At 41.4% G+C, this 13,396-nt stretch carries 11 protein-coding genes and 1 other annotated feature; of the genes, 9 read left to right on the top strand and 2 right to left on the bottom strand.

Annotation, left to right across the window (positions count from 1 at the left end; genetic code table 11):
• Nucleotides 1–68: 68 nt before the first annotated feature.
• Nucleotides 69–569 (bottom strand): LiaI-LiaF-like domain-containing protein, encoded by a 501-nt coding sequence (locus tag AOX59_RS06150; RefSeq protein ID WP_335338780.1) that lies wholly within the window; start codon nt 567–569, stop codon nt 69–71.
• Between the two features lie 194 nt (nt 570–763).
• On the opposite strand from AOX59_RS06150, the gene hemA reads away from it, so the two are divergent.
• From hemA to AOX59_RS06110, 8 genes are all read left to right on the top strand, one after another.
• Nucleotides 764–2,131, top strand: coding sequence for a glutamyl-tRNA reductase (hemA, locus tag AOX59_RS06145; protein ID WP_068443320.1), 1,368 nt, complete (start codon nt 764–766; stop codon nt 2,129–2,131).
• Nucleotides 2,132–2,146: 15 nt separating this feature from the next.
• Nucleotides 2,147–2,968, top strand: coding sequence for a cytochrome C assembly family protein (locus tag AOX59_RS06140; protein WP_068443318.1), 822 nt, complete (start codon nt 2,147–2,149; stop codon nt 2,966–2,968).
• A gap of 25 nt (nt 2,969–2,993) precedes the next feature.
• Entirely contained in the window at nt 2,994–3,923 is a 930-nt protein-coding gene (gene hemC / locus AOX59_RS06135; protein ID WP_068443315.1) for a hydroxymethylbilane synthase, read from the top strand.
• Entirely contained in the window at nt 3,923–4,696 is a 774-nt protein-coding gene (locus AOX59_RS06130; RefSeq protein WP_068443311.1) for a uroporphyrinogen-III synthase, read from the top strand. The genes hemC and AOX59_RS06130 overlap by 1 nt, the downstream gene beginning before the upstream one ends.
• Before the next feature lie 6 nt (nt 4,697–4,702).
• Nucleotides 4,703–5,683, top strand: a complete 981-nt coding sequence (gene hemB, locus AOX59_RS06125; RefSeq protein WP_068443307.1) for a porphobilinogen synthase — start codon at nt 4,703–4,705, stop codon at nt 5,681–5,683.
• A gap of 130 nt (nt 5,684–5,813) precedes the next feature.
• On the top strand, nt 5,814–7,103 hold the full coding sequence (gene hemL / locus AOX59_RS06120) for a glutamate-1-semialdehyde 2,1-aminomutase (RefSeq protein WP_068443304.1): 1,290 nt from the start codon (nt 5,814–5,816) through the stop codon (nt 7,101–7,103).
• A gap of 705 nt (nt 7,104–7,808) precedes the next feature.
• Nucleotides 7,809–8,825: a stage VI sporulation protein D gene (spoVID, locus tag AOX59_RS06115; RefSeq protein WP_068443301.1), complete on the top strand. Its 1,017-nt coding sequence runs from the start codon at nt 7,809–7,811 to the stop codon at nt 8,823–8,825.
• 87 nt (nt 8,826–8,912) lie between these two features.
• On the top strand, nt 8,913–9,926 hold the full coding sequence (locus tag AOX59_RS06110; protein WP_068443296.1) for a phosphotransferase: 1,014 nt from the start codon (nt 8,913–8,915) through the stop codon (nt 9,924–9,926).
• On the opposite strand, the gene AOX59_RS06105 is transcribed toward AOX59_RS06110, so the two are convergent.
• A complete protein-coding gene (locus AOX59_RS06105; RefSeq protein WP_068443292.1) occupies nt 9,923–10,111 on the bottom strand; it encodes a hypothetical protein in 189 nt (62 codons plus the stop codon). The genes AOX59_RS06110 and AOX59_RS06105 overlap by 4 nt on opposite strands.
• A gap of 351 nt (nt 10,112–10,462) precedes the next feature.
• Nucleotides 10,463–10,688, top strand: a binding site (T-box leader).
• A 59-nt stretch (nt 10,689–10,747) separates the two neighbouring features.
• Here AOX59_RS06105 and AOX59_RS06100 point away from each other — a divergent pair.
• Nucleotides 10,748–13,393: a valine--tRNA ligase gene (locus AOX59_RS06100; protein ID WP_068448167.1), complete on the top strand. Its 2,646-nt coding sequence runs from the start codon at nt 10,748–10,750 to the stop codon at nt 13,391–13,393.
• Nucleotides 13,394–13,396 lie beyond the last annotated feature (3 nt).

Genomic DNA, 13,396 nt, shown 5'->3' with positions numbered 1-13,396 from the left:
CTTTTCTTTTAAAAATAATCCATCCCTCATCGTGGGATGGATTATTTTTCAGTACGTTAAATGAAGCTTTACTTTTTCTTTTTGAGCCAATATACTCCGATACCGATTAATATAAGTGGCCAGAATCGTTCAAGCAGTGATGTTAAATCGTAAATCCAGTCAAAGGCTGCCGGCAATTGTATGGAAAAAATCAGCAAAATGGAAACAGCACTGATCAAAATGCCGGTAAGCATGCCCTGTTTTGTCCTTAAAGCTCTTACGATAAATGCCACACCTGCGATCAGCGGATAAACGGCCCAATGATCAATCCAGAAATTATAATGATTTAAGCCGTGAAAGTGGATCCCAAGTCCCATCACAATTGTCCCGCTTAACAGGTGCTGATAATCTTTGGATGTATAACTATGTATAAGTAATGCAATCCCAATAATAATAAGTAATGTCGGCCATGAAAAAAAGTCAGTTATAATGGGAATTTTCAGCTCCCGTAATAAAAAGTAAACACCAATGCCGATTAGGATATAGGCTGCAAAGGAATGCTGACGTTTCATTTTTTCACCTTCTTTCATTCAATTCTGCTTTAATGGCAGATTTCTTGCGTCTTCTATAAGCGTATGATAAAGTACAAACGGATTAACATACAGTGAAGTACGATTGATTATCGGTTTTTGTTTCAAAATCTGTTCACATTTTAAGATAATTGTTAATGATTGTCCATGTTATAATAATTATTAATTGATGTTTTGTTTTGGGGTAGGATAGAGTGCATTTACTTAAAGTCGGATTTAATCACAAATCAGCCCCTCTTGAAATCAGGGAACGGTTTATGATTTCTGAAGAGATGATTGATAAGGCTATGGTTAAGCTAAGTGAGCAAAAAAGCATCCTGGAAAATGTGATTATATCCACATGCAACCGGACAGAGGTCTATGCAGTTGCTGACCAGGTCCATACAGGGCGTTACTATATCAAACGTTTTCTCAGTGAATGGCTTAACGTTGATAAAGAAGAGCTTTCACCATATTTGCATATAACTGAAAGTGATGCAACGATAGAACATTTATTCAGAGTAGCTTCCGGTTTGGATTCCATGGTGCTGGGTGAGACTCAGATATTGGGGCAAGTAAAATATGCCTTTTTAACCGCTCAAGAAAATAATACAACCGGCACGATCTTTAATGAATTGTTCAAACAGGCAATCACTTTTGCCAAAAAAGCACATAAAGAAACGACCATCGGAGAGCATGCTGTATCTGTCAGTTATGCCGCTGTTGAGCTAGCTAAGAAAGTATTTGGCGATTTGGAGAAGAAGCATGTTGTTATAAATGGCGCCGGCAAAATGGGCGAACTGGCTGCCAGGAATATCCATGGCTCAGGGGCTTCTAACATTACAGTGGTCAATCGGACTTTGACAAAAGCCCAGTCACTTGCTGATACGTTAAAAGGTAAAGCAAAGTCTGCTGAACAATTGAATGAACAGCTTTGCGACGCAGATATTTTGCTGAGTTCAACAGGATCTGATTCAGTCATTTTAACAAAGGAGACTGTTCAAGCTATCCAGAAAAAGCGCAAAGGCAGACCACTGTTTCTCGTTGATATTGCGTTGCCAAGAGATTTGGACCCGGGCATTGCGGAATTGGAAAATGTATTTCTTTATGATATTGACGATCTCCAAAACGTCGTTGATGACAATCTTGAAGCAAGAAAAGAAGCGGCTGAAAAGATTGAAATTATGATTGAAGCAGAAATGTCCGCCTTCAATGATTGGGTGCAGACACTCGGTGTTGTCCCTGTAATCTCGGCGCTCCGCAAAAAAGCATTGACTATCCAAGGAGAGACAATGAAAAGCATTGAACGTAAAATGCCTGACCTGACAGCACGTGAGAAAAAAGTTCTGAATAAACATACGAAAAGTATTGTTAATCAGCTTCTGAAACAGCCTATTACAGAAGCGAAAGAATTGGCTGGCAACGATAATAAAGAAGAAGCACTGCAGCAATTCATCGATATTTTTGGTATAGAAGAGATTGTTCAAGAAGAACGTCAGCGGCAAGCAAAAACGCATCATTCAGCTAAAGAAACAGAAGGCAAAGTATCCGCGCCTGTTGTCAAAAACGTCCCGGCACAATAAGAAAGGGTCTTTGCTATGAATGAAGCAAAATGGCTTTACGAAATCATATTGACCATTTACGGATTGAGTCTTGTGGGCTACTTTATAGATTTTATACAGCAAAACCGGAAGGCAAACCGAGCAGCCTTCTGGTTACTTAGTATGGTTTGGTTTCTGCAAACCGTTTTTTTATTACAGCAAGTATTTGTTGAGAAGAATTTTCCGGTTTTAACGTTATATGATGGTCTTTCATTTTATGCATGGGTATTAGTGACGCTTTCACTCATTCTCAATAAATTTTTTCGCGCGCAGTTTGTATTGTTTTTAATAAATGTACTTGCTTTTTTCATATTGTTATTAGCCATCTCCAACCGGGCAACAGAACATATGCAGGTTGATGGGATTGAACTGGTACATGAAATGCTGATCGCACATATTACGCTGGCGATTGTTTCATATGGTTTTTTTACAGTTTCACTTATTTTTTCACTCATGTACCTTGTTCAGTATCGATTGTTAAAACAAAAAAAGGGATTTCGTTGGATGCGGCGAATTGGTGATTTGGAACAGCTTGATTCATTTTCATTTAAAGCTGTAACAGCAGGTGTGCCACTCTTGACGATTGCGATAGCTCTTGGTGTCGCCTGGGCTTATGCCGCCAATGCCGAGTTTTATTGGTTCGATTTGAAAACCATCGGGTCAATACTTGTGCTTGGTGTTTATGTGATATATTTGCTGTTGAGACTGGGGAAAGGCTTTCAAGGCAGGGCCATATCAACATATAATTCGGCAGCATTTCTCATTTTATTAATTAATTTCTTTTTGTTCAGTAATTTATCCAATTTTCATTTACATTAAAATCGTAAATCAAGGAGAGATCCGGATGCGTCATATCGTAGTAGGTTCACGAAAAAGCAATTTGGCATTAACTCAGACAGACTGGGTGATTGAGCAGTTGAAACAAGCCGGTGTCGATAATGAATTTGAAGTGAAAAAAATTGTGACACGCGGAGACCAGATTCTTGATGTCACTTTATCGAAAGTTGGCGGAAAAGCACTATTTGTAAAAGAGATTGAAAGAGCGATGTATGAAAAGGAAATAGATTTGGCTGTTCATAGCATGAAAGATATGCCTTCTGAAATGCCTGAAGGATTGGTTATTACGACCATACCTGTCAGAGAAGACCATCGGGACGCCTATATCGCTGAAAATAATGTGGCATTGAAGGATTTGCCAGCAGGAGCAATCGTTGGCACAAGCAGTTTACGGCGGAAGGCCCAAATCCTTGCTGAACGGCCTGATGTCGAGATTAAATGGATTCGCGGAAATATTGAGTCACGCATCCGCAAATTGCATGAAGAAGACTACGATGCCATCATATTGGCGGTTTCCGGGCTGAAACGTGTCGGGCTAAGTGAAGAGCTAATCACTGAATATTTGGAGCCTGAAGTCTGCGTGCCTTCAGTCGGGCAAGGCGCTTTAGCGATTGAATGCCGTGAAGATGATCATGAGCTGCGTGAATTATTGGCTCGTATAAGCGACCCTGATACAACTAAAACGGTTACAGCAGAGCGGACGTTTCTGAATCTGCTTGAAGGCAGCTGTTCAGTGCCAATTGGAGGATACGCTCAACTGAAAGGCGAAGAGATCACCATGACAGCTTTTGTCGGAACAACTGATGGAAAAACATTGCTGAAAGAAGTTGTACGCGGCAAGGAGCCGGAAGAAGTCGGAACAGAAGCTGCCCAAAAACTCATCGGCAGGGGAGCAAAGGAAATTGTTGAAGCGGTTAAAGAGGAGCTTGACATTTAATGGCTTCACCACTTGAGTGCAAAAAAATATTAATCACGCGTGAGAAGAACCAGGCTGAGGAATTAGCAACTAAGGTTGTACAGCGTAAGGGAGTACCGGAGCAGGTTCCGCTTCTGAACATAACATGTCATCACGATCAAGGTTTTGCAGGCCTGATACAAAAGGAAAACCCATATAAATGGTTGTTTTTCACCAGTGCTAACGGTGTTCATTGCTTTTTCCGTTTAATGCAGAACAATGGTTTGAATCGAGATATATTTTCTGAAGCCAAATTTGCTGCCGTTGGACGGAAAACAGGATGGGCGCTGGAAAGTTACGGCTATCAAGCAGATTTCGTGCCGGGCATATATAATGCTGAAAGTATGACGAATGATTTTTTTAATGATTATGATCACTTAGAAGAGCCTGTTCTTCTTGTCAGAGGGAATTGGTCCCGGGACACGCTTCCACGCTGGCTAGAGGGTCTCGGCGTTCAATATCAATCACTGGAAGTTTATAGGACAGGTCACCATTATGCTATGAAAGATAACTTGAATACTAAACTGGCACAAAATGATCTTGATGCCATAACGTTTACAAGCCCCTCTTGTGTCAACGCTTTTGTGGATATGAAGGAAGCAGATATAAATCCAGGACTGCCAATTGTCTGTATTGGAACAACGACCGCGGAGCGCGCTACTGAGCTGGGTCTGGATAATCTGTTGATTCCGGAAGAATTTACGATTGATGGTATGCTTGTGAAACTGGAAGAATTTTTTAAACAGAAAGGATAGATTGTGATGACAAACGAATGGGAATTTAAGCGGCATCGCCGGCTGCGATCTTCATCAGCCATGCGTTCACTCGTCCGTGAGAATCATTTAAGAATAGACGATTTTATTTATCCGCTTTTTATCATTGAAGGGGAAAACATAAAAAGTGAAGTCTCTTCAATGCCCGGTATCTATCAGATTTCGCTTGATCATGTCAAAGCAGAGATGGAAGAGCTGCAATCACTGGGTATTAAAGCGGTCATGCTGTTTGGGGTTCCCAATGAGAAAGATGAACAGGGAAGCGGTGCGTTTGTGGATGATGGCATTGTTCAGCAGGCGACCAGGCTAATCAAAAAAGAAGTACCCGGCATGCTCGTGGTTGCTGATACATGTCTCTGTGAATATACATCACATGGTCATTGCGGTGTCATTCATAACCACGATGTCGATAATGATGAATCCTTGAAACTACTGGCAAAAACAGCTGTATCACAGGCTGACGCAGGTGCCGACATCATTGCGCCTTCCAATATGATGGATGGATTTGTCGCGGTTATCCGCCAGGCACTGGATGAAGCAGGACACCAAAATATCCCGATTATGTCATATGCTGTAAAATATGCCTCGGCATTTTATGGCCCGTTCCGTGATGCAGCGGACAGCACGCCACAGTTTGGTGACCGGAAAACATATCAGATGGATCCGTCAAACCGCAGGGAAGCTTTACGTGAAGCAGAATCGGATATTGAAGAAGGGGCAGACTTCTTGATTGTTAAACCAGCGCTGTCCTTTTTGGATATCGTCCGTGATGTCCGGAATAATTTTAATGCTCCGGTTGTTGCTTATAATGTCAGCGGTGAGTATTCGATGGTGAAAGCTGCTGCCATGAATGGCTGGATTGATGAAAAGGAATTGGTGCTTGAAAAATTGACAGCGATGAAACGTTCAGGGGCGGATTTGATTATGTCGTATTTTGCTAAAGATGTGGCAAAATGGCTTCAAGGGTAGTATGAGAATTCGATCAGTGGAAATCGCTTTTCGAGAGAACTGTATCAGCCGCCTGGCAGTCGTCTCTTATAATATGGAGGAATGGTGCCAGTTACATGCGGAATAATCTTTCAAGTTGAGGTGATGAATCATGCAAAATTTTGAGAAATCTAAAGCAGCATATGAGAAAGCAGTGGATTTAATGCCCGGGGGCGTCAATTCACCTGTAAGAGCATTTAAATCTGTTGATATGACACCGATTTTTATGGAGGAAGGAAAAGGCTCCAAAATCACCGATATTGATGGCAATGAATATATTGATTATGTATTAAGCTGGGGCCCGCTCATCTTGGGACATGCTGATGAACGCGTTGTTTCCGGGCTTAAGGAAGCAACGGAAAAAGGAACAAGTTTTGGCACATCGACTATTCAGGAAAATAAACTAGCTGAACTCGTAATTGATCGTGTGCCATCAATCGAGATGCTTCGAATGGTCAACTCCGGAACAGAAGCAACAATGAGCGCTTTGCGGGTTGCCCGTGGTTATACCGGACGAAGTAAAATTCTGAAGTTTGAAGGCAATTACCATGGCCATGGAGACTCGTTGCTTATTAAAGCAGGTTCAGGTGTTGCCACACTCGGGTTGCCTGATAGTCCGGGAGTGCCGGAGTCGATTGCCCAAAACACGATTACCGTTCCTTATAATGACATAGAAAGTGTACGTTATGTCTTTTCAGAGTATGGGGATGATATTGCTGCTGTCATTGCTGAGCCTGTTTCCGGCAATATGGGTGTTGTACCGCCTACAGAAGATTTCCTGCAGGATTTAAGAACCATTACAACAGAAAATGGGGCTCTCTTAATTTTTGATGAAGTGATGACGGGATTCCGCGTCGGTTATCAGTGTGCCCAGGGCTATTTTGGTGTAACACCGGATATAACGTGTCTTGGTAAAGTTATCGGTGGCGGTTTGCCTGTAGGTGCCTATGGCGGAAAGCGTGAGATTATTGAAAGTGTTGCACCGACCGGATCCATCTATCAGGCTGGAACATTGTCAGGCAATCCGCTTGCTATGACAGCCGGATTTGAAACATTAAATGCGTTGGATGAATCTTCTTATGAAGCAATTAATGAAAAAGTGGACAAGTTAGTTGAAGGCTATAAACAGGCAGCTATTGATTATGACATCCCGCTTCAGATAAATCGGGCTGGATCTATGGTCGGCTTTTTCTTTACAAATGAACCTGTCATCAACTTCGAAACGGCTCAAAATGCCAATGTTGATTATTTTGCACAATATTACAGAGCTATGATTGAAGAAGGCATCTTTCTGCCGCCGTCCCAATTTGAAGGTGTGTTCTTATCAACAGCGCATACCGATGAAGACATTGAGCGAACAATCCAAGCGGTACGTAAAGCATTTTCGAAAATAGAGAAGTAAAATCTGTCTCAAAGCAGAACAAACAGAGAAGCAGAAGTTAAAGCTATTCCCATTTCCGTAACTAGTTCATTTACGATGGAAAAAAATTAAAATCACATTTTATTGAGCGTACTAAATCACACAAAATTTAGTACGCTGTTTTTATAATAGTATATGTTTTATCATTTTCCTTAATAGCACCTATTGGGAACTTAACACAGCCGCTGATCGGGCCAGCTTTCCTTCTTGTGATAACAATGATTTATGCTGCTTTTGTAATGATAAAGAGCGAGTAAGTAAACGTATATAATCAGTCTATACCTTATTACGCAAACGAGTGCCTATCTGGAATAAGAAGGTGCTTTTCCGGATTAGGCCAAATTATGGAATACAAGGTGGTGTTCATATTATTGCAAAGATGTCAAAACTGCCATATGCCATTCAACTGGAATGCATTTTGGGGTTAGGTATATAGACCAGTTGAATGTGATAATTGCGGTGCGGAATATAAAATAACCATTTCGGGCAGGTTTGTTTTTGTATGTTCCGGCCTGCATGAAGCAGGTTACAAAGCATTGCAACAGGAACCTTTGTTCTTAGTCTTTATTCTCCCTATTCAATCGGGAAAGAATACCCTCCAGAAGGGCATATCATCCACTTGTCTGTCATATAGTTGAACTGAGACGTATAAGTATTTGGAATATATGCTGAAGGGAGGAATATCATTTGGATAATCATCAGGAAACATTTCGTTTTGAGCTGGACGAATCACTCTTTTTTGAAAAAGGACAGGAAGTTGGTGAAATGACGGGAATTTCGTTGGATCCGAATATCTCCATACATCCTTTTAATAATTATATCGACATAAGAGGTGTTGTCGAACTCAATGGTACTTATCGTCATGATGCCTCTTCACAGGAAAATGACGCGGATATTGGTTTTGAAGATTATCATTCAAAGCGATATGTTGAAAATGTAGTTAACCTTGAAGACGGTCTGGCAGAATTTAGCCACCGTTTTCCGATTGAAATTTCTGTACCTGCTTATCGAATAAATGATACGGAGGACGTAACGGTAGCAATCGAGTTCTTTGACTATGAGGTGCCCAATAAGAATCAGCTTAAATTAACTTCGACAATTGAAATCAACGGAATCAGTGAAGAGAATGGCACATATGAAACAGATAAAAAGGAAGATCCTGCGTTATCACTCAGGGGAGAAGAAACATTTGCTTTTGATATGAAAATGGATAAAGCAGAACAAGGCGAAACGGATTTTTCCACACAGCCTGACGATTTTTCTAAGAGTACAAATCAATCGGATGAAGAAGAGTCTATTTCTGAAACAGAACGTGAAAAAAATAAAAAGTCACAAACACTCGCTGAGTTTTTCGGGACCGCACAGACAGAAAATTCCGGGGAAGAAACATTTGCATCTGAAGGAGAGTCCAGTGAAAGTTCCGGGGAAGAACCGTCCTTAGTAGAGTATACGGAGACAGCTTACCAGGATGACAGTTCATCATCACCGGAAGATGTGCGTTATTTGGCAGATATGTTCAGCAGGGACGAAGAAGAGACATACGCCAAAATGCGATTATGCATCGTTCAGGACAGTGATACACTGGAATCCATTGCCGAACGATATGATACTTCTGCACACCAGCTCTTAAAACAGAATCGACTGGCTGAGGAGGGGGTGGAAGAAGGGCAAATATTGTATGTCCCGAAAAAAGTAAATCCATAAAATGTAAAGCCCCTTGCTTAATCAGTAAGGGGTATATACTTTCTTTTACGGTCTTAATATTGTTGTATGGGGAGGTGACACGATAGCATGCAAGCGACAAAGAAGATAATGAAGGCTTATGGCGTGAAACCGTTAAAAATCACACCAATATCAAACCGTGTCTGCAAAGTGTGGGATGGCCGCTATACATATGCACTTAAAGAAAGCAGACTTACAAAATCTGCAATTGCTTCGTGGGAACAAATTTATCATCATGCACATGCGTTTCATTTAACAACTATTTTACCGGTCTATTTAACCGGTCAGTCTAATTTTTACGCTGAGATGGACGATAAGTATTATTACCTGACACCTTGGATAGCAGAAGATCAGCCAAATCATGAACAGAAAATTGTCAATGCTTATGAAGTCATCGGAAGCATTCATGCAAAAACAAGCCAGCAGATAACTGTTGATATAGAAACTGCAGGAAACATTTTCCGTAATTATCGGGATAATTGTGCTCAATTGAAGCTTAAATTATTTAACTATGTTCAGCTTTTCGAGCAGAATCGTTTTATGTCACCATTTGAGCTGCAAGTGTGTACGCACTATCATGTTCTTGTATCTGTTCTGAATGAACTGGATTTTCACATTGATCGTTTTATGAAAGAGCTGGAAAATGACCCCATATGGTATAATTGCCTCTGCCATGGCAATTTGAAGTTAACCCATTTTCTGAACACCCGGCACACTTATTTGATAAATTGGGAAAGTGCGCGATATGGCACAGCTGTAACCGATTTGTCCCAACTGCTTCACAGCCAGGCGCGTTTTTATGACCAATCACCTGAACAATTGGCAGAATTGTTCTCGGCCTATAGCGATATAAATGCATTAACGGACAGTCAACATCATTTGCTTTCGATTTACTTACTCGATCCATTTTATTACATATCACTTATTGACAATTATTTGGAACAACCTGATCATCCATCAATGCTAAAGCGTACCCGGATGCTGGAATCTGCTTTTCGGCAATTGGTACTTGGGCTCAAATGGAATAACCTTGTAAAAGATACTCAGGATTTTGAGGAATCCGTTGAGGACTCAAATTCTTAAATCCATTCCAGATAAAATGCAATGAATAAACCGGCCAGAATCCCAAGCAAAAAAACGTCAAGGGAAGTGGGAAATAGTAAAGTGCGGATTAATTGAAAAATTAATATTGGCAGGGTAACTTTTTCAATGATGATAATGCATTTTTTGGCCCATGGTGGCAGCCGGTAACGGTAATAACGGGACATGTCACATTCACCTCATTTATTTTTTTCTGCATATAACTGGCGATAATACCCCACTTCAGGGCTGAAAGTGAAAACAAAGCAGGATGTGGGAGTATAACTGCCAGTAAATGCCCGATTCTGTTCAATTAACATTCAGAGGAATAAAAGCCAATTCCTCTGAATGAAGTTTCACTTTACACTATTGTATGAATATTGCAGTCTGTTTTGTGCCATTCTTATCGTAGGTGTTGATTTTGTTAGGATAAAACGGTAAAATAACATCAATATCTATAAATGCGTGTTCAAAAAGGAGGATAACAAGGCAACGAAGAAATTCGACGTGTCATTGTTACCGGACTTTTTGAACAGCCTCTATAAGCGATGATTGGGAGGAGTACAGAGTCATTACTCTAAAAGAGAGGGAATGCCGGTGGGAATTTCCCGGGATAATGATTCTGGAAGGTCGCCCATGAAGCTGCTTCTTTGAAATCAGTAGAAGAAAGCCGGTTACTGACCGTTATCATGCTATAAGTGCATAGGTGTTTATTGTCTATGAACAAAGGTGGTACCACGGAAACAAATCCTTTTCGTCCTTTTTTGGATGCAAAGGATTTTTTTAATGACCAAGAAAACATGTTACTTAAGGAGGAAGTCCTCATGGATGAAGAAAACAAATCAGCTATGGCACCAAAGTACAACCCGAACGAAATCGAGAAAGACAGGTACAGATTTTGGGTGGATGGCAAATTTTTTGAAGCAACAGATGATAAGGAAAAAGAACCATTTACCATTGTAATCCCGCCGCCAAACGTAACAGGAAGACTGCATTTGGGGCATGCGTGGGATACGACAATGCAGGATACGATCTCCCGTATGAAACGAATGCAGGGATATGATGTGTTATGGCTTCCGGGCATGGATCATGCAGGGATTGCCACACAAGCAAAAGTAGAGGCTAAATTAAAGGAACAAGAACGGAGCCGGCATGAGCTGGGCAGGGAAAAGTTTTTGGACGTATCATGGGACTGGAAAGAAGAATATGCTGATTTCATAAGGTCTCAGTGGGAAAAGTTAGGCCTCGGACTCGATTACTCCCGGGAACGTTTCACGCTTGACACCGGATTGTCAAATGCTGTCCGTGAAGTGTTTGTCAGTTTGTATGAAAAAGGGTTGATCTACCGTGGTCAATATATCATTAACTGGGATCCGGCTACACAAACAGCTTTGTCTGATATCGAGGTTGTCTATGATGAAGTCCAAGGGAAATTTTACCATATGCGCTATCCGATTAAAGACAGCGATGAAACAATTGAAATTGCAACTACCCGGCCTGAGACAATGCTTGGTGATACAGCAGTTGCTGTCCATCCGGAAGATGAACGTTACAAGCATCTGATTGGCAAAACAGTAATCCTGCCAATTGTCGGCCGGGAACTTGAAATTGTCGCTGATTCCTATGTTGATATGGAAATGGGATCAGGCGCAGTGAAGATAACACCTGCTCATGATCCAAATGACTTTGAAATTGGGAACCGCCACAATCTTGAACGTATACTCGTTATGAACGAAGATGGTTCAATGAATGAAAATGCAGGTCATTACGAGGAAATGGACCGATTTGAATGCCGCAAACAAATCGTTAAAGATCTGCAGGAACAGGGTGTACTTTTTGAAATTGAAGATCACACCCATCAGGTAGGCCACTCAGAACGAAGCGGGGCTGTTGTTGAACCGTATTTGTCAACGCAATGGTTTGTTAACATGCAGCCGCTCGCTGATGATGCGATTGAACTTCAGGATGGTGACGGAAAAGTTCATTTTGTACCGGACAGATTTGAACGGACGTATCTGCACTGGATGGAAAATATCCGCGATTGGTGCATTTCCCGTCAGCTCTGGTGGGGGCATCGTATACCGGCTTGGTATCATAAAGAAACAGGGGAATTGTATGTCGGTAAAGAAGCACCTGCCGACAGCGAAAACTGGGTGCAGGATGAAGATGTGCTTGACACATGGTTTTCATCCGCTCTATGGCCATTTTCTACCATGGGCTGGCCTGATACAGACTCAGAAGACTTTAAACGCTATTTCCCGACAGATGTGCTCGTCACCGGCTATGATATTATTTTCTTCTGGGTAGCCCGGATGATTTTCCAATCAAAACAATTCACCGGCAAGCGGCCATTTAAAGATGTATTGATTCATGGCCTGATACGTGATGCAGAAGGCCGGAAAATGAGCAAATCGCTTGGCAATGGTGTTGACCCGATGGATGTCATTGATAAGTATGGTGCCGATTCATTGCGTTACTTCCTTCTGACGGGATCAACGCCCGGGCAGGATTTGCGCTTCCATTGGGAAAAGGTTGAATCGACGTGGAATTTTGCCAATAAAGTTTGGAATGCGTCCCGTTTTTCATTAATGAATATGGAGAACTTTACGTACGAAGACATCGATTTAAACCGGGAAAAGTCGTTAGCTGATAAATGGATTTTAACGCGCTTGAATGAAACAATCGATCACGTCACAATGAACACGAACAAGTATGAATTTGGTGAAGCCGGCCGCCACTTATATAATTTTATCTGGGATGAATTATGTGACTGGTATATTGAAATGGCCAAATTGCCTCTTTATGGTGATGACGAGGAACAAAAGAAGACAACACGTTCAGTTCTTGCCTATGTGCTGGATCAGACAATGCGGATGCTTCATCCGTATATGCCTTTTATCACAGAGGAAATATGGCAGCAGCTTCCAACTAAAGGCGAATCAATTACGGTTGCCAAGTGGCCTGAAGCAATTGCTGAATTTCATGACGAAAAGGCTTCAGATGAAATGAAGCGGCTTGTTTCGATTATTAAGTCGGTTCGCAATATCCGCTCCGAAGTGGATACGCCGATGTCCAAGCAAATAAAATTATATATTAAGACCGAAAACGATGATATTACTGCCGAACTGGAAAATAACCGCGATTACCTGGAACGTTTCTGTAATCCAAGTGAATTAATCATTGCAACAGATGTCACGGCACCGGAAAAAGCCATGTCAGCTGTAGTCACCGGTGCGGAATTATTCCTGCCGCTTGAAGGGCTGATTGATTTTGATAAAGAAATCGAACGGCTTGAAAAAGAGCTGGATAAATGGACAAAAGAAGTGGATCGGGTCCAGAAAAAGCTGGCAAATGAAGGATTTGTCAATAAGGCACCTGAAAAAGTGGTTGAGGAAGAGAAACAGAAGGAAAAAGATTATCTTGAAAAACAGACAAAAGTGAAAGCGCGGCTTGAAGAATTAAAGTCATAGGGA

The sequence above is a fragment of the Lentibacillus amyloliquefaciens genome, from assembly GCF_001307805.1.
GTDB classification, from domain to species: Bacteria; Bacillota; Bacilli; order Bacillales; family Amphibacillaceae; genus Lentibacillus; species Lentibacillus amyloliquefaciens.
The sequence above is the reverse complement of the archived record's forward strand: the minus strand, read 5'-3'. Positions and strand labels throughout refer to the sequence as shown.